The sequence below is a fragment of the Arenibacter amylolyticus genome (genome assembly GCF_002150785.1).
Taxonomy (GTDB): domain Bacteria; phylum Bacteroidota; class Bacteroidia; order Flavobacteriales; family Flavobacteriaceae; genus Arenibacter; species Arenibacter amylolyticus.
Map to the genome: position 1 here is coordinate 20,930 of NZ_MTAZ01000005.1, position 14,119 is coordinate 35,048.

The following is a 14,119-nucleotide window of genomic DNA, read 5'->3' on the forward strand; positions in this document are numbered from 1 at the left end:
TAAAAGCAAATGGCAAGAGATTTAAAATTAACAAGAAACATAGGTATTGCAGCGCATATTGATGCTGGGAAAACAACAACTACCGAAAGAATTCTTTTTTACACTGGAGTTAACCATAAGCTAGGTGAGACCCATGAAGGTTCTGCAACAATGGACTGGATGGATCAGGAGCAGGAAAGAGGTATTACAATTACTTCTGCTGCTACTACCTGTGATTGGAATTTCCCCATGGAAAATGGTCAAGTGCTGGATGACACGGAGTCTTACCATTTTAACATTATAGATACTCCTGGTCACGTAGACTTTACAGTGGAGGTAAACCGTTCGTTGAGGGTTCTTGATGGATTGGTTTTTCTTTTTAGTGCTGTAGATGGAGTAGAGCCTCAATCAGAGACTAACTGGAGATTGGCCGATAATTATAAGGTTCCTCGAATTGGTTTCGTAAATAAAATGGACCGTCAGGGAGCTAACTTTATTAGTGTTAACAATCAGGTGAAAGATATGTTGGGGTCCAATGCGGTGCCAATTGTTTTGCCTATTGGAGATGAGGCTGATTTTAAAGGGGTAGTTGATCTGGTAAAGAATAGAGCTATCATTTGGCACGATGAGAATTTCGGATCTACTTTTGATGTGGTCGATATTCCTGCTGATATGGTAGATGAGGTTAAGGAGTACAGAGCCAAGCTTATTGAAGCGGTTGCTGAGTATGACGAGACTTTGATGGAGAAATTCTTCGAGGACGAAAATTCTATTTCCGAGGAGGAGATCCATGCTGCTCTAAGAGCTGCTGTAATGGATATGAGTATCATTCCTATGGTGTGTGGTTCTTCCTTTAAAAATAAAGGGGTTCAGTTCTTGTTGGATGCGGTTTGTAGGTACTTGCCTTCTCCATTGGATAAAGAGGCTATTATTGGTACTAATCCGGATACAGGTGAAGAGGAAAAGCGTAAGCCAGATGTGAAGGAGCCGTTTGCTGCACTTGCATTTAAAATTGCAACAGATCCATTTGTAGGTCGTTTAGCGTTCTTTAGAGCGTATTCCGGTCGTTTGGATGCTGGTTCGTATATCTTGAACAATCGTTCAGGAAAGAGAGAGCGAATTTCAAGAATTTATCAAATGCACTCCAATAAGCAAAATGCACTCGATTTTATTGAGGCGGGTGATATTGGTGCTGCGGTTGGATTTAAGGATATTAAGACAGGGGATACCATGTCTGATGAAAAGCATCCAATTGTTTTGGAGAGTATGGATTTCCCAGATCCCGTTATCGGTATCGCAGTGGAGCCAAGAACCAAGGCGGATGTTGATAAGTTGGGAATGGCGCTTGCTAAGTTGGCCGAAGAGGATCCAACGTTCCAGGTAAAGACCGATGAGGCTTCTGGACAAACTATCATCTCAGGAATGGGAGAGCTTCACTTGGATATTATTGTAGATCGTCTTAAGCGTGAGTTTAAGGTAGATGTTAACCAAGGTGAGCCGCAGGTAGAGTACAAGGAAGCATTGACTGCTACAGCAGATCACAGAGAGGTTTATAAGAAGCAGTCTGGTGGTCGTGGTAAGTTTGCGGATATCGTATTTACTATGGGTCCTGCAGATGAAGGTAAGGATGGTCTTGAGTTCGAAAACCTTATCAAAGGTGGTAATATTCCTAAAGAATATATTCCTTCTGTTGAGAAAGGATTTAAAGAGGCTATGAAGAATGGTCCTTTGGCCGGATTTGAGATGGATAGTATGAAGGTTACTTTAAAGGATGGATCTTTCCACGCAGTGGATTCCGATTCGTTGTCCTTTGAATTGGCAGCTAAAATGGGATACAAAGCAGCTGCTAAAGCCGCGCGTGCCGTGTTGATGGAGCCAATTATGAAGATTGAGGTGTTAACCCCAGAAGAGAATATGGGTGATATCGTTGGGGATCTTAACCGTAGAAGGGGTACTATTACCAGTATGGATGATAGAGCTGGATCTAAGGTGGTAAAAGGATCGGTGCCGTTATCTGAAATGTTCGGGTATGTTACCTCTTTAAGGACCTTGTCGTCAGGAAGGGCAACTTCTACTATGGAATTCTCGCACTACGCGGAAACGCCTTCCAATATTGCAGAGGAAGTTATTAAAAAAGCTAAGGGAATAACCGCTTAAATCCAACTAAGATGAGTCAGAAAATTAGAATCAAATTAAAATCGTACGACCATAACTTGGTAGATAAATCTGCCGAGAAGATCGTAAAAACGGTAAAGACTACGGGGGCGGTTGTAACTGGTCCAATTCCTTTGCCAACACATAAAAAAATATTTACAGTATTGCGTTCACCGCACGTAAATAAGAAAGCAAGAGAGCAATTTCAATTGAGTTCTTACAAGCGATTACTGGATATTTACAGCTCTTCTTCTAAAACTATTGATGCTTTAATGAAATTAGAGCTTCCAAGTGGTGTAGAAGTCGAGATAAAAGTGTAGTTTTGCAAAACTTTTTCGCCTGAGTGGTGAAAATGACATGTCCGGAGCGTTTCGCGAAGGAAAGATGGAGAAAAAAATAAAATCAGGGTCGATTTATTTTTGACCCTTTTTTTATCTAAAAATTTGAGTAGTAATCAATTAATAATCAATTATAAGTATGTCTGGGTTAATAGGTAGAAAAATTGGTATGACCAGCATCTTCGACGAGAACGGGAAGAATATTCCATGTACGGTAATCGAGGCTGGGCCATGCGTAGTTACCCAAGTCAGAACCGAAGAGGTTGACGGGTACAGTGCCCTTCAGCTTGGTTTCGATGACAAGGCAGAAAAACGTGCTAACAAAGCGGCTACAGGTCACTTTAAAAAAGCAGGGGCTTCTCCTAAGAAAAAAGTCGTTGAATTCCAAGATTGGGAAGGTGAATTTAAATTAGGTGACACTTTAGGTGTGGATCTGTTTGTGGAAGGCGAATTCGTAGATGTAGTTGGTACATCTAAGGGTAAAGGTTTCCAGGGGGTTGTTAAAAGACACGGCTTTGGTGGTGTTGGTCAGCAAACTCACGGTCAGCACAACAGGTTAAGAGCTCCGGGGTCCATTGGTGCGGCATCCGATCCTTCAAAAGTATTTAAGGGTATGAAGATGGCCGGTAGAATGGGTAACGATCAGGTGACCGTTCAGAACTTGAGAGTATTGAAAATTGTTCCAGAGAAAAATCTTTTAGTAGTAAAAGGTTGTGTTCCTGGACATAAGAACGCTTACGTAACTATTCAGAAGTAATGAAGGTAGCAGTTTTAGATATAAAGGGAAAAGAAACAGGTAGAGAGGTAGAACTTTCTGATGCTGTATTCGCAATAGAGCCGAACAATCATGCTGTTTATTTGGATGTTAAGCAATACTTGGCACACCAAAGACAAGGGACGCACAAAACTAAGGAGCGTGCCGAAATAGCAGGTAGTACAAGAAAGATCAAGAAACAAAAAGGTACGGGTACCGCTAGAGCTGGTAGTATCAAATCTCCTGTTTTCAGGGGTGGAGGCCGAATTTTCGGACCTAGACCAAAAGATTATAAGCAGAAATTGAACAAGAACTTAAAGCGTTTGGCCAGAAAATCGGCTCTTAGCATTAAGTCTAGTGACAATGCGATAATCGTTGTGGAAGACTTTAATATGGAGACGCCAAAGACAAAGGAGTTCCTTAACATATTGAATTCCTTGGGCTTGGAAGGTAAAAAGTCCTTAATTGTATTGGGTGATAGAAATAATAACGTATATTTGTCCTCTCGCAATTTGGAAAAGTCTGAGGTTGTAACTAGCTCAGAGCTAAGCACTTACAAGATATTGAATGCAGGAAGCGTAGTGTTGACGGAAGGTGCCTTAGAAGGAATCGAATCTAACTTAACAAACAACTAGTCATGAGTGTGTTGATAAAGCCAATTATTACGGAAAAAATGACAGCTGAGAGCGAATTGAACAATCGCTACGGTTTTCTTGTTGATCCTAGGGTTAACAAGATTCAGATCAAAGAAGCGGTAGAGGCTACTTATGGTGTTTCAGTTGAGAAAGTTCGAACTATGAATTATGGTCCCTCACGCAAATCGCGTTACACCAAAACAGGTGTGCAGCACGGTAAGACCAATGCTTATAAGAAAGCAATTGTAGATCTTGCAGAAGGGGATATCATTGATTTTTACAGTAATCTATAAAGACAAAACATGTCAGTTAGAAAATTAAAACCAATCACTCCAGGACAGCGTTTTAGAGTAGTAAATGGATTTGACGCCATCACTACTGATAAGCCGGAGAAAAGCTTGCTTGCTCCGATAAAAAAGTCCGGAGGTAGAAACAGTCAAGGAAAGATGACTATTCGCCAGAAAGGTGGAGGTCATAAGAGAAGGTATCGTATCATCGATTTCAAAAGAGACAAGCAAGGTGTTGTCGCTAAAGTGGAGTCTATTGAATACGATCCAAACAGAACAGGGTTTATTGCCTTGTTGTCGTACGCCGATGGCGAGAAAAGATATATCATTGCACCTAGTGGTTTGCAAGTAGGACAGGAAGTTTCTTCCGGTGCCGACGCATCTCCCGAAATAGGAAACGCACTTCCTTTGAAGTCTATTCCTTTAGGGGCTGTTATTTCTGCAATTGAATTACGTCCTGGTCAGGGAGCGGTTATGGCGAGAAGTGCCGGTACTTTTGCTCAATTGATGGCTAAGGAAGGTAAGTTTGTAACTATCAAGTTGCCTTCAGGTGAAACCAGATTGGTATTGTCTGAGTGTATGGCGACTATTGGTGCTGTTTCTAACCACGACCATCAGTTATTGGTATCCGGTAAAGCGGGTAGAAGTAGATGGTTAGGTAGAAGGCCAAGGACTAGACCGGTAGCGATGAACCCAATCGATCACCCGATGGGTGGTGGTGAAGGTAGAGCTTCTGGAGGACATCCAAGATCTAGGAACGGAATCCCAGCTAAGGGGTATAGAACTCGTTCTAGGACCAAGAGTACCAACAAGTATATATTAGAACGTAGAAAGAAATAAAAAGTAGAAAGAAATGGCACGTTCATTAAAGAAAGGACCTTACGTTCACTATAGTTTGGATAAGAAAGTCCAGCAAAATGTAGAATCCGGTAAAAAGGCAGTCATTAAGACTTGGTCCAGGGCATCTATGATTACTCCAGATTTCGTGGGGCAGACCATAGCGGTGCACAACGGAAAGCAGTTTGTACCAGTTTTTGTTACAGAGAACATGGTGGGTCACAAATTAGGTGAATTTTCTCCGACTAGATCTTTTAGAGGTCATGCAGGAGCAAAAAATAAAGGTAAAAAGTAGTAAGCTATGGGAGTTCGAAAAAGACAAATGGCCGAAAGGATAAAGGCGGAAAAACAGCAAGTAGCATTTGCCAAATTAAACAATTGCCCTACCTCTCCAAGAAAAATGCGCTTGGTTGCGGATTTGGTTAGAGGTGTGCAGGTTGAAAAGGCGCTTGCTATTTTAAAGTTCAACCCTAAAGAAGCTTCACGAAGGTTAGAGAAGTTGTTGTTGTCCGCAATAGCAAACTGGCAAGCCAAAAACGAAGATGCGAGTATTGAGGATGCTGAGCTTTTTATAAAAGAGATCAGAGTAGATAGCGGAAGTATGTTGAAGAGACTACGTCCAGCCCCTCAGGGAAGAGCGCATAGAATAAGAAAACGTTCCAACCATGTTACCTTGGTTTTGGGATCTAATAATAATACACAAAGCTAGAGCATTTAGTATGGGACAGAAAACAAATCCAATCGGAAATCGCCTAGGAATCATCAGGGGATGGGAGTCTAACTGGTACGGTGGAAACGATTATGGCGATAAGCTTGCCGAAGACGATAAGATCAGGAGATATATACATGCGCGTTTAGCGAAAGCTAGTGTGTCTAGGATTATCATTGAGCGAACCCTTAAGTTGATCACAGTAACCATTACCACGGCTAGACCTGGTATTATTATCGGTAAAGGTGGTCAAGAGGTTGATAAGCTTAAAGAGGAGTTGAAGAAAATTACGGATAAGGAGATCCAGATCAATATTTTTGAGATCAAGAGACCGGAATTGGACGCTAATTTGGTTGCTGCTAGTGTGGCACGTCAGATCGAAAGCAGAATCTCCTTTAGAAGAGCTATCAAGATGGCAATAGCCGCGGCAATGAGAATGAACGCTGAAGGAATCAAGATACAGATATCTGGACGTTTGAACGGAGCGGAAATGGCTAGGTCCGAATCTTATAAGGAAGGTAGAATTCCTTTGTCCACTTTCAGGGCAGATATTGATTATGCAATGCATGAAGCTCATACTTCCTACGGAAGGTTGGGGATCAAAGTCTGGATCATGAAAGGGGAGGTTTACGGAAAGAGAGAGCTTTCTCCATTAGTTGGTATGGCTAAAGGTCAGACTGGCGGAAAAGGTGGAAAGCACGAAGGACCGAAGAAACAACGTCGTAGAAAGTAATTTTTTAAAGAACAAAGAAAATGTTACAGCCAAAAAGAACTAAGTACCGCAAAACGCAGAAAGGGCGTATGAAAGGGATCTCTGGAAGAGGACATCAACTTTCCAACGGTATGTTCGGAATCAAATCCTTGGACACTTCTTTCATCACATCGCGGCAGATAGAGGCAGCTCGTATCGCGGCAACTAGATATATGAAAAGGGAAGGGCAGTTGTGGATAAAAATATTCCCGGACAAGCCTATCACCAGAAAGCCTTTAGAAGTACGTATGGGTAAAGGTAAAGGTGCCCCTGAATATTTTGTGGCTAGAGTGTTGCCAGGAAGGATAATGTTCGAGGTTGCTGGAGTTCCAATTGATGTTGCTAAAGAGGCTTTACGTCTTGCAGCTCAGAAATTGCCAGTAAGAACAAAATTTATTATTGCTAGGGACTATTCTGCTTAATATAATTGCAAGGAATCATGAAACAATCAGAAATTAAAGAATTATCAGTTGAGGAGCTCAAAGGAAAGAGTGCTGAGTACAAAAAGCAGTACGCCGATCTTAAAATGGCTCACTCCGTAACACCATTGGAAAATCCTTTGCTTATCAGAAAAGTGAGAAAGACAGTGGCGAGATTGGCAACTGAGTTAACAAAAAGAGAATTACAATAATTGGTTCTGCTTTATGGAAAAAAGGAATTTAAGAAAAGAGAGAATAGGAGTTGTCACTAGCAATAAGATGGAGAAATCAGTAGTGGTTTCAGAAGTTAAGCGTGTTAAACACCCTATGTACGGAAAGTTCGTGTTAAAAACTAAGAAATACGTTGCGCACGATGAAAAGAACGATTGCAATATTGGGGATACTGTAAAGATCATGGAGACTCGTCCATTGAGCAGAACCAAATGTTGGAGATTAGTGGAAATCATTGAAAGAGCCAAATAATTATGTTACAGCAAGAATCTAGACTAAAAGTAGCGGACAATACGGGGGCAAAAGAAGTTTTGACCATTCGTGTGCTGGGAGGTACCAAAAGAAGGTATGCTTCTGTAGGAGATAAAATTGTAGTAACTGTTAAGGAAGCTACCCCAAACGGAAGTGTTAAGAAAGGTACGGTTTCCACGGCGGTTGTTGTAAGGACAAAGAAAGAGGTTAGAAGACCAGATGGCTCCTATATTCGTTTTGACGATAATGCTTGTGTGCTTTTAAACCCTACCGGTGAAATGAGAGGTACACGTGTATTTGGTCCTGTGGCCAGAGAACTTCGTGACAAACAGTTCATGAAAATTATATCATTGGCTCCAGAGGTGCTTTAATAAAAACAGCAAAATGGGAAAATTGAAAATAAAAACAGGGGATACCGTAAGGATTATAGCAGGAGACCACAAAGGGGTTGAAGGCAAAGTAGTTATGGTAGACCGTGAGAAGAACAAGGCGATCGTGGAAGGTGCCAATATGGTTTCCAAGCACGAAAAACCAAGCGCGAACAATCCGCAAGGAGGTATCGTGAAGAAAGAGGCTCCTTTAAGCATTTCTAACCTATCCTTGATCGATCCTAAGTCGGGAGAGACCACAAGAGTTGGGTTTGAGGTGAGAGATGGTAAAAAAGTGAGATTTTCTAAGAAATCTAAAGAAGTAATTTAATTATGGCTTACGTTCCAAGATTAAAACAGGAATATAAAGAAAGAGTGGTAAATGCTCTTCAGGAGGAGTTTGGTTACAAGAATGTAATGCAGGTTCCCAAATTAGAGAAAATTGTTGTAAGCAGGGGTGTTGGTGCCGCGGTTGCGGACAAGAAGCTTATCGACTATGCGGTGGAGGAGCTAACCTTGATCACTGGCCAAAAAGCAATTACAACAATCTCCAAAAAGGATGTTGCAGCATTTAAACTGCGTAAAGGGATGCCGATTGGGGCAAAAGTTACCTTGCGAGGTGAAAGGATGTACGAATTTTTGGACAGGTTGGTTACAGCTGCCCTTCCAAGGGTAAGGGATTTTCAAGGTTTAAAAGCTACCGGATTCGATGGAAGAGGTAATTATACCCTTGGAATTACAGAGCAAATCATATTTCCTGAAATAAACATTGATAAAATTAATAAAATCAATGGAATGGATATTACATTTGTAACCTCTGCGGAAACAGATAAAGAATCCAAATCATTATTAACAGAATTAGGATTACCTTTTAAAAAGAATTAGTATGGCTAAAGAATCTATGAAGGCCCGTGAGGTCAAAAGAGAAAAGACTGTAGCTAAGTATGCTGAGAAAAGGAAGGCTTTAAAAGAAGCTGGAGATTATGAGGCATTGCAGAGATTGCCAAAGAACGCATCTCCGGTGCGTTTGCACAATCGTTGCAAACTTACTGGTAGGCCAAGAGGTTATATGAGAACTTTTGGAGTATCTAGGGTTACCTTTAGGGAACTGGCAAATAACGGTCTTATACCAGGGGTTAAGAAAGCAAGCTGGTAAAATTTTATAAACAGGTGGCAGGTTCAATGTTAATGTTGAAAACCGTTACCGTAAATCAATAACTATGTTCACAGATCCAATCTCGGATTATTTAACAAGAATTAGGAACGCAAGTAGTGCAGGGCACAGAGTGGTAGAAATACCAGCTTCCAATTTAAAGAAAGAAATTACTAAAATATTATTCGATCAAGGATATATTTTAAGCTACAAATTTGAAGACGATTCCATTCAGGGTACGATTAAGATCGCTTTAAAGTACGATAAGGTTACAAAAGAGCCTATCATTAGAAAACTTAAGCGTGTGAGTAAGCCTGGACTTAGGAAGTACGCCAACTCCAAAGAGTTGCCTAGGGTTCTAAACGGTCTTGGTATTGCCATCGTTTCAACTTCACATGGGGTAATGACCAGTAAGCAAGCAAAGCTTGAGAATGCAGGTGGGGAAGTTTTATGTTATGTCTATTAATATACTAAAGATTTAGAAGAATGTCTAGAATAGGTAATAATCCAATAGCAATTCCAGAAGGAGTAACCGTAGAAGTAAAGGACGAAGTGGTTACCGTGAAAGGTAAGCTGGGAACACTTTCCCAAGAGTTTACTGGAGCGGCTGTGAAGGTAGAGGAAGGTCAAATTTTTGTTACAAGACCGTCCGATTCCAAGGAGCACAAGGCAAAACATGGTCTTTACAGATCTTTAATTTATAATATGACCCAAGGAGTTTCCAAGGGTTGGGTAAAAGAACTTGAATTGGTCGGTGTTGGATACCGAGCAAGTAACCAAGGTCAGAAGTTAGATCTTGCTTTAGGTTTTTCACATAATATTATTATGGATATCGCCCCAGAGGTGAAGATAGAGACTGTCTCGGATAAGGGTAAGAATCCTATTATAAAGCTTAGTTCCCATGATAAACAACTAGTGGGTCAAGTAGCTGCCAAAATAAGGTCTTTCCGTAAGCCAGAGCCTTACAAAGGAAAAGGGATTAAATTCGTAGGAGAAGAATTAAGAAGAAAAGCTGGTAAATCAGCCTAATAATTAGGAATATGGGATTATCGAAGACTGAAAGAAAACTACGTATCAGAAGGAGGATAAGAAAAGTATCCTCAGGTACTGCTCAAAAACCAAGACTAGCTGTTTTTAGAAGTAATAGTGAAATATATGCTCAATTGATAGACGACGTTGCCGGAACTACATTAGTGGCTGCTTCATCTAGAGACAAAGAATTGGCAAAGACAAAAGGAACTAAAACAGAAGTTGCTAACTTGGTAGGTAAAACTATCGCCGAAAAGGCAAAAGAGGCCGGAATAGAAGAGGTTGCTTTTGATAGAGGTGGTAACTTATACCACGGACGTGTTAAATCATTGGCCGAAGGCGCAAGGGAAGCAGGATTAAAATTCTAAGAATATTATGTATCAGAAATACAAAAACGTAGAGGCTGTTAAGCCGGGAGGATTAGAATTAAAGGATAAATTGGTAGGGATACAACGTGTTACCAAAGTTACCAAAGGTGGTAGAGCGTTCGGATTTTCCGCTATCGTTATTGTTGGTGATGAGAATGGTGTTGTTGGTCATGGTTTGGGGAAATCCAAAGAAGTGGCTACCGCTATTGCAAAAGCCATCGAGGATGCCAAGAAAAACCTTGTTAGAATACCTCTTAATAAAGGAACTTTGCCACACGAGCAAAAAGGGAAATACGGTGGGGCAAGAGTTTATATCCAGCCTGCTTCTGAGGGTACCGGAGTAATTGCCGGTGGTGCTGTAAGAGCCGTGTTGGAATCTGTAGGGGTGCAGGACGTATTGTCTAAATCCCAGGGATCTTCCAACCCGCACAACGTAGTGAAAGCTACTTTTGATGCGCTTTTACAACTTAGGGATGCCAAAACAGTGGCAGCTCAAAGAGGTGTTTCCTTGGAAAAAGTTTTTAAAGGATAAAATTATAGTACAAAGTATTAGGTACTTAAGTATTGGTTGGTTTATTTTTGCCGATGCAATAAAGCAAGCTGCTGGTACTGGTTACTGATTACTGAATGCTGAATACTAAAAAACATGGCAAAGATTAAAGTAAAACAGGTAAAGAGCGCTATTAATAGGGCTCAAAATCAAAAGAGGACCCTAGAGGCTCTTGGCTTACGAAGAATAGGACAGGTGGTAGAACATGATGATACCCCTAATATTCTTGGTATGGTAAATAAAGTTAAACACTTAGTTTCTATAGTAGAGGCTTAAACAATTTTAGTGTTATGAATTTAAGTAATTTAAAACCTGCAGAGGGAGCGAAACAAAGAGCCGGTAAAATTGTAGGTAGAGGACAAGGTACTGGTAAAGGTGGTACAGCTACCAGAGGACACAAAGGGGCAAAATCCAGATCTGGATATTCCAAGAAACTTGGTTTCGAAGGTGGACAGATGCCTTTGCAAAGACGTGTTCCAAAATTCGGATTTACCAACATTAACCGAAAAGATTATGCAGGTATCAACCTAGATAAGTTGCAAGAGTTAGTGGATAGAGGAATCGTTAAAGATACGGTTACTTTAGAGCTGCTTATTGAGAACGGCTTGGTAGGTAAGAACGATCTTGTAAAAATCTTGGGTGGTGGGGAGCTTAAAGCATCCCTTAAAGTTTCTGTTCATAAATTTACTGCTACAGCAAAGGCTGCTATTGAAGCTGCAGGTGGTGAAGCAATAAGTTTATAAGCAAATATTACTATGAAGAAATTTTTCGATACAGTATCAAACATTTGGAAGATAGAAGAGCTCAAGGGTAGAATTATGGTAACCCTTGGCTTGCTTTTAGTGTACCGTTTTGGTGCGCAAGTAGTACTTCCAGGTATTGATTCAACGCAATTGGACGCACTTGCCTCCAGTACAGATAGCGGTATTTTAGGAATCTTAAATGCATTTACCGGAGGAGCATTATCTAATGCCTCCGTTTTTGCATTGGGGATTATGCCCTATATCTCCGCTTCTATTGTAGTACAGTTAATGGGTATTGCTATTCCTTATCTTCAGAAGTTACAGAAGGAAGGGGAAAGTGGTAGAAAAACAATCAATCAAATTACCCGATGGTTAACCATTGGTATTTGTGTTGTTCAGGCCCCTACTTATCTGTATAGCCTTGGAGCGTTGGGAGTACCGGAAAGCGCATTCGTCTTTGGAAAAGGGTTAGACTTTATTGTTCCCTCGGTAATTATCTTGGTATCTGGAACCATATTCGCAATGTGGTTGGGTGAAAAGATTACCGATAAAGGGATTGGGAACGGAATCTCCTTGTTGATCATGGTGGGTATTATTGCTACCATGCCTCAGAGTTTCGTTCAAGAGTTTATCTCTAGAACTACCAATAATACTGGAGGGTTGATGTTTATGCTGATCGAAGTTATTATTTGGTTTGTCGTGATCTTATTGTGCGTGCTATTGGTGATGGCTACACGTCAGGTACCTGTTCAGTATGCCAGACGTACCGCCTCCGGAGGATACGAGAAGAACATTATGGGGTCTAGACAATATATACCTCTAAAATTGAATGCTTCCGGGGTAATGCCCATTATCTTTGCTCAGGCTATTATGTTTGCACCTGGATTACTAGGTAAAACTTTTAACAATACAGCAGTAGGGCAGTGGATGGAAGTCCAATTTGAAGATATTTTTGGTTTGGCTTATAATTTGTTGTTCGGATTTTTAATCATTGTTTTCACCTATTTCTATACGGCGATTACAGTACCGACCAATAAGATGGCCGATGATCTTAAAAGAAGCGGCGGATTCATTCCTGGAATCAGACCAGGAAAGGAAACAGGGGAATACTTAGATAAGATTATGTCCCTAATTACCCTGCCAGGTTCTATTTTCTTAGCCTTGCTGGCGGTTCTTCCGGCAGTAATTGCCAAGTTAATGGGCGTGCAAATGGGTTGGGCTCTGTTTTATGGTGGTACCTCCTTATTAATTATGGTGGGAGTAGCCATTGATACCGTGCAGCAGGTGAATTCATATTTGCTTAACAGGCATTATGATGGTTTAATGAAATCTGGTAAAAATAGAAAGGTAGCGTAGTTTATGGCTAAACAAGCAGCAATAGAACAGGATGGAAGCATAATCGAGGCATTATCCAATGCCATGTTCCGCGTAGAGTTGGAAAACGGTCATGTGGTAACGGCACATATCTCGGGTAAGATGCGTATGCATTATATTAAGTTGCTTCCGGGAGATAAGGTAAAACTTGAAATGAGTCCGTACGATTTAACTAAAGCAAGAATTACATATAGATATTAAGCAAATAGGATGAAAGTTAGAGCATCAGTAAAAAAAAGAAGTGCCGAGTGCAAGATTGTGCGCAGAAAAGGCAGATTGTACGTAATCAATAAAAAGAATCCTAGATTTAAACAAAGACAAGGGTAGTTATGGCAAGAATCGCAGGTGTAGATATACCAAAACAAAAAAGAGGGGTTATAGCCCTGACCTATATATTTGGTATAGGACAGAGTAGGGCAAAGGAAATTTTATCCAAAGCCCAAGTAAGTGAAGATACCAAAGTATCTGAATGGAACGATGATGAGATAGGCCGTATTCGTGAGGTAGTTTCTTCTTTGACAATTGAAGGGGAATTGCGTTCCGAAAACCAAATGAACATTAAGCGTTTAATGGATATAGGTTGTTATAGAGGTATACGCCATAGGTCGGGTCTGCCTTTAAGAGGTCAAAGAACCAAGAACAACTCTAGAACAAGAAAAGGAAAGAGAAAAACAGTTGCTAACAAAAAGAAGGTAACTAAATAATAAGTAGGATATTATGGCAAAGGCAAGTTCAAAAGCGGCTAAGAAGCGCAAAGTAGTGGTAGAGTCTGTGGGCGAAGCCCATGTGACAGCTTCTTTTAATAATATTATTATTTCCTTAACCAACAAAAAAGGAGATGTTATCTCTTGGTCTTCAGCAGGTAAAATGGGTTTTAGAGGCTCTAAAAAGAACACCCCATACGCAGCTCAGGTTGCTTCCGAAGATTGTGCAAGAATTGCACATGAGGCTGGTTTAAGAAAGGTAAAGGTTTACGTTAAGGGACCAGGAAATGGAAGGGAATCTGCCATCCGATCTCTACACAATGCCGGAATTGAGGTAACAGAAATAATCGATATTACCCCAATGCCGCACAACGGATGTAGACCACCAAAAAGAAGAAGAGTATAATTTTAATAATCATTGACCCGAAATTGGGTTTTTCAAAGGAGTGTAGTTACGATTATCGAAGGATAAGCCTTAATTCAT

General features: G+C 40.7%; 27 protein-coding genes. All 27 read left to right on the plus strand.

Features of this window, described 5'->3' with window-relative positions; all coding sequences use genetic code 11:
* The first annotated feature begins 9 nt into the window (after positions 1 to 9).
* The 27 genes from fusA to rpsK all read left to right on the plus strand — a co-directional run bounded on the left by fusA (position 10) and on the right by rpsK (position 14,041).
* The gene (fusA, locus tag BV214_RS03160) at positions 10 to 2,136 is read left to right on the plus strand and encodes an elongation factor G (RefSeq protein ID WP_086476045.1); all 2,127 of its coding nucleotides are present in this window, start codon (positions 10 to 12) and stop codon (positions 2,134 to 2,136) included.
* 11 nt (positions 2,137 to 2,147) lie between these two features.
* Positions 2,148 to 2,453 carry a 30S ribosomal protein S10 gene (gene rpsJ, locus BV214_RS03165; protein ID WP_010230113.1) on the plus strand — a complete coding sequence of 102 codons (306 nt, stop codon included), beginning with the start codon at positions 2,148 to 2,150 and terminating at the stop codon, positions 2,451 to 2,453.
* Between the two features lie 157 nt (positions 2,454 to 2,610).
* Positions 2,611 to 3,228: a 50S ribosomal protein L3 gene (gene rplC, locus BV214_RS03170; RefSeq protein WP_086476046.1), complete on the plus strand. Its 618-nt coding sequence runs from the start codon at positions 2,611 to 2,613 to the stop codon at positions 3,226 to 3,228.
* Positions 3,228 to 3,860, plus strand: a complete 633-nt coding sequence (gene rplD, locus BV214_RS03175; RefSeq protein WP_086476047.1) for a 50S ribosomal protein L4 — start codon at positions 3,228 to 3,230, stop codon at positions 3,858 to 3,860. The genes rplC and rplD overlap by 1 nt, the downstream gene beginning before the upstream one ends.
* Positions 3,861 to 3,862: 2 nt before the next feature.
* Positions 3,863 to 4,153, plus strand: a complete 291-nt coding sequence (gene rplW, locus BV214_RS03180) for a 50S ribosomal protein L23 (protein WP_086476048.1) — start codon at positions 3,863 to 3,865, stop codon at positions 4,151 to 4,153.
* A gap of 9 nt (positions 4,154 to 4,162) precedes the next feature.
* Entirely contained in the window at positions 4,163 to 4,987 is an 825-nt protein-coding gene (gene rplB / locus BV214_RS03185; RefSeq protein ID WP_086476049.1) for a 50S ribosomal protein L2, read from the plus strand.
* A 13-nt stretch (positions 4,988 to 5,000) separates the two neighbouring features.
* Positions 5,001 to 5,279, plus strand: a complete 279-nt coding sequence (gene rpsS, locus BV214_RS03190; protein WP_026810026.1) for a 30S ribosomal protein S19 — start codon at positions 5,001 to 5,003, stop codon at positions 5,277 to 5,279.
* Positions 5,280 to 5,285: 6 nt separating this feature from the next.
* Complete coding sequence (gene rplV, locus BV214_RS03195; protein WP_086476050.1) at positions 5,286 to 5,693, plus strand: 50S ribosomal protein L22; 408 nt, start codon at positions 5,286 to 5,288, stop codon at positions 5,691 to 5,693.
* Between the two features lie 10 nt (positions 5,694 to 5,703).
* Positions 5,704 to 6,426, plus strand: coding sequence for a 30S ribosomal protein S3 (gene rpsC / locus BV214_RS03200; protein WP_086476051.1), 723 nt, complete (start codon positions 5,704 to 5,706; stop codon positions 6,424 to 6,426).
* Between the two features lie 20 nt (positions 6,427 to 6,446).
* Positions 6,447 to 6,866 carry a 50S ribosomal protein L16 gene (gene rplP, locus BV214_RS03205; RefSeq protein ID WP_086476052.1) on the plus strand — a complete coding sequence of 140 codons (420 nt, stop codon included), beginning with the start codon at positions 6,447 to 6,449 and terminating at the stop codon, positions 6,864 to 6,866.
* Between the two features lie 17 nt (positions 6,867 to 6,883).
* Positions 6,884 to 7,075: a 50S ribosomal protein L29 gene (rpmC, locus tag BV214_RS03210; protein ID WP_086476053.1), complete on the plus strand. Its 192-nt coding sequence runs from the start codon at positions 6,884 to 6,886 to the stop codon at positions 7,073 to 7,075.
* A 13-nt stretch (positions 7,076 to 7,088) separates the two neighbouring features.
* The gene (rpsQ, locus tag BV214_RS03215; protein WP_086476054.1) at positions 7,089 to 7,346 is read left to right on the plus strand and encodes a 30S ribosomal protein S17; all 258 of its coding nucleotides are present in this window, start codon (positions 7,089 to 7,091) and stop codon (positions 7,344 to 7,346) included.
* Between the two features lie 2 nt (positions 7,347 to 7,348).
* Positions 7,349 to 7,717, plus strand: a complete 369-nt coding sequence (rplN, locus tag BV214_RS03220) for a 50S ribosomal protein L14 (protein ID WP_086476055.1) — start codon at positions 7,349 to 7,351, stop codon at positions 7,715 to 7,717.
* A 13-nt stretch (positions 7,718 to 7,730) separates the two neighbouring features.
* A complete protein-coding gene (gene rplX / locus BV214_RS03225; RefSeq protein WP_086476056.1) occupies positions 7,731 to 8,045 on the plus strand; it encodes a 50S ribosomal protein L24 in 315 nt (104 codons plus the stop codon).
* 2 nt (positions 8,046 to 8,047) lie between these two features.
* Positions 8,048 to 8,599, plus strand: a complete 552-nt coding sequence (gene rplE / locus BV214_RS03230; protein ID WP_086476057.1) for a 50S ribosomal protein L5 — start codon at positions 8,048 to 8,050, stop codon at positions 8,597 to 8,599.
* A 1-nt stretch (position 8,600) separates the two neighbouring features.
* Positions 8,601 to 8,870 carry a 30S ribosomal protein S14 gene (rpsN, locus tag BV214_RS03235; RefSeq protein WP_026812262.1) on the plus strand — a complete coding sequence of 90 codons (270 nt, stop codon included), beginning with the start codon at positions 8,601 to 8,603 and terminating at the stop codon, positions 8,868 to 8,870.
* A 64-nt stretch (positions 8,871 to 8,934) separates the two neighbouring features.
* The gene (gene rpsH / locus BV214_RS03240) at positions 8,935 to 9,333 is read left to right on the plus strand and encodes a 30S ribosomal protein S8 (protein ID WP_086476058.1); all 399 of its coding nucleotides are present in this window, start codon (positions 8,935 to 8,937) and stop codon (positions 9,331 to 9,333) included.
* A gap of 20 nt (positions 9,334 to 9,353) precedes the next feature.
* A complete protein-coding gene (gene rplF / locus BV214_RS03245) occupies positions 9,354 to 9,896 on the plus strand; it encodes a 50S ribosomal protein L6 (protein ID WP_086476059.1) in 543 nt (180 codons plus the stop codon).
* Positions 9,897 to 9,907: 11 nt separating this feature from the next.
* Positions 9,908 to 10,264, plus strand: coding sequence for a 50S ribosomal protein L18 (gene rplR / locus BV214_RS03250; protein WP_086476060.1), 357 nt, complete (start codon positions 9,908 to 9,910; stop codon positions 10,262 to 10,264).
* A gap of 7 nt (positions 10,265 to 10,271) precedes the next feature.
* Positions 10,272 to 10,796, plus strand: a complete 525-nt coding sequence (gene rpsE, locus BV214_RS03255) for a 30S ribosomal protein S5 (protein WP_086476061.1) — start codon at positions 10,272 to 10,274, stop codon at positions 10,794 to 10,796.
* 114 nt (positions 10,797 to 10,910) lie between these two features.
* Entirely contained in the window at positions 10,911 to 11,090 is a 180-nt protein-coding gene (gene rpmD, locus BV214_RS03260; protein WP_086476062.1) for a 50S ribosomal protein L30, read from the plus strand.
* 14 nt (positions 11,091 to 11,104) lie between these two features.
* Positions 11,105 to 11,557, plus strand: a complete 453-nt coding sequence (gene rplO, locus BV214_RS03265; protein WP_086476063.1) for a 50S ribosomal protein L15 — start codon at positions 11,105 to 11,107, stop codon at positions 11,555 to 11,557.
* 12 nt (positions 11,558 to 11,569) lie between these two features.
* Positions 11,570 to 12,913 carry a preprotein translocase subunit SecY gene (gene secY, locus BV214_RS03270; protein ID WP_086476064.1) on the plus strand — a complete coding sequence of 448 codons (1,344 nt, stop codon included), beginning with the start codon at positions 11,570 to 11,572 and terminating at the stop codon, positions 12,911 to 12,913.
* Positions 12,914 to 12,916: 3 nt separating this feature from the next.
* On the plus strand, positions 12,917 to 13,132 hold the full coding sequence (infA, locus tag BV214_RS03275) for a translation initiation factor IF-1 (protein WP_013305172.1): 216 nt from the start codon (positions 12,917 to 12,919) through the stop codon (positions 13,130 to 13,132).
* Between the two features lie 9 nt (positions 13,133 to 13,141).
* On the plus strand, positions 13,142 to 13,258 hold the full coding sequence (gene ykgO / locus BV214_RS03280) for a type B 50S ribosomal protein L36 (RefSeq protein WP_073370549.1): 117 nt from the start codon (positions 13,142 to 13,144) through the stop codon (positions 13,256 to 13,258).
* Positions 13,259 to 13,260: 2 nt separating this feature from the next.
* The gene (gene rpsM / locus BV214_RS03285) at positions 13,261 to 13,635 is read left to right on the plus strand and encodes a 30S ribosomal protein S13 (RefSeq protein ID WP_086476065.1); all 375 of its coding nucleotides are present in this window, start codon (positions 13,261 to 13,263) and stop codon (positions 13,633 to 13,635) included.
* A 13-nt stretch (positions 13,636 to 13,648) separates the two neighbouring features.
* Positions 13,649 to 14,041: a 30S ribosomal protein S11 gene (gene rpsK / locus BV214_RS03290; protein ID WP_086476066.1), complete on the plus strand. Its 393-nt coding sequence runs from the start codon at positions 13,649 to 13,651 to the stop codon at positions 14,039 to 14,041.
* Positions 14,042 to 14,119 lie beyond the last annotated feature (78 nt).

Coding starts and splice junctions, on each gene's coding strand:
- fusA (WP_086476045.1), top strand. CDS start 10: ATGGCAAGAGATTTAAAATTAACAAGAAACATAGGTATTGCAGCGCAT.
- rpsJ (WP_010230113.1), top strand. CDS start 2,148: ATGAGTCAGAAAATTAGAATCAAATTAAAATCGTACGACCATAACTTG.
- rplC (WP_086476046.1), top strand. CDS start 2,611: ATGTCTGGGTTAATAGGTAGAAAAATTGGTATGACCAGCATCTTCGAC.
- rplD (WP_086476047.1), top strand. CDS start 3,228: ATGAAGGTAGCAGTTTTAGATATAAAGGGAAAAGAAACAGGTAGAGAG.
- rplW (WP_086476048.1), top strand. CDS start 3,863: ATGAGTGTGTTGATAAAGCCAATTATTACGGAAAAAATGACAGCTGAG.
- rplB (WP_086476049.1), top strand. CDS start 4,163: ATGTCAGTTAGAAAATTAAAACCAATCACTCCAGGACAGCGTTTTAGA.
- rpsS (WP_026810026.1), top strand. CDS start 5,001: ATGGCACGTTCATTAAAGAAAGGACCTTACGTTCACTATAGTTTGGAT.
- rplV (WP_086476050.1), top strand. CDS start 5,286: ATGGGAGTTCGAAAAAGACAAATGGCCGAAAGGATAAAGGCGGAAAAA.
- rpsC (WP_086476051.1), top strand. CDS start 5,704: ATGGGACAGAAAACAAATCCAATCGGAAATCGCCTAGGAATCATCAGG.
- rplP (WP_086476052.1), top strand. CDS start 6,447: ATGTTACAGCCAAAAAGAACTAAGTACCGCAAAACGCAGAAAGGGCGT.
- rpmC (WP_086476053.1), top strand. CDS start 6,884: ATGAAACAATCAGAAATTAAAGAATTATCAGTTGAGGAGCTCAAAGGA.
- rpsQ (WP_086476054.1), top strand. CDS start 7,089: ATGGAAAAAAGGAATTTAAGAAAAGAGAGAATAGGAGTTGTCACTAGC.
- rplN (WP_086476055.1), top strand. CDS start 7,349: ATGTTACAGCAAGAATCTAGACTAAAAGTAGCGGACAATACGGGGGCA.
- rplX (WP_086476056.1), top strand. CDS start 7,731: ATGGGAAAATTGAAAATAAAAACAGGGGATACCGTAAGGATTATAGCA.
- rplE (WP_086476057.1), top strand. CDS start 8,048: ATGGCTTACGTTCCAAGATTAAAACAGGAATATAAAGAAAGAGTGGTA.
- rpsN (WP_026812262.1), top strand. CDS start 8,601: ATGGCTAAAGAATCTATGAAGGCCCGTGAGGTCAAAAGAGAAAAGACT.
- rpsH (WP_086476058.1), top strand. CDS start 8,935: ATGTTCACAGATCCAATCTCGGATTATTTAACAAGAATTAGGAACGCA.
- rplF (WP_086476059.1), top strand. CDS start 9,354: ATGTCTAGAATAGGTAATAATCCAATAGCAATTCCAGAAGGAGTAACC.
- rplR (WP_086476060.1), top strand. CDS start 9,908: ATGGGATTATCGAAGACTGAAAGAAAACTACGTATCAGAAGGAGGATA.
- rpsE (WP_086476061.1), top strand. CDS start 10,272: ATGTATCAGAAATACAAAAACGTAGAGGCTGTTAAGCCGGGAGGATTA.
- rpmD (WP_086476062.1), top strand. CDS start 10,911: ATGGCAAAGATTAAAGTAAAACAGGTAAAGAGCGCTATTAATAGGGCT.
- rplO (WP_086476063.1), top strand. CDS start 11,105: ATGAATTTAAGTAATTTAAAACCTGCAGAGGGAGCGAAACAAAGAGCC.
- secY (WP_086476064.1), top strand. CDS start 11,570: ATGAAGAAATTTTTCGATACAGTATCAAACATTTGGAAGATAGAAGAG.
- infA (WP_013305172.1), top strand. CDS start 12,917: ATGGCTAAACAAGCAGCAATAGAACAGGATGGAAGCATAATCGAGGCA.
- ykgO (WP_073370549.1), top strand. CDS start 13,142: ATGAAAGTTAGAGCATCAGTAAAAAAAAGAAGTGCCGAGTGCAAGATT.
- rpsM (WP_086476065.1), top strand. CDS start 13,261: ATGGCAAGAATCGCAGGTGTAGATATACCAAAACAAAAAAGAGGGGTT.
- rpsK (WP_086476066.1), top strand. CDS start 13,649: ATGGCAAAGGCAAGTTCAAAAGCGGCTAAGAAGCGCAAAGTAGTGGTA.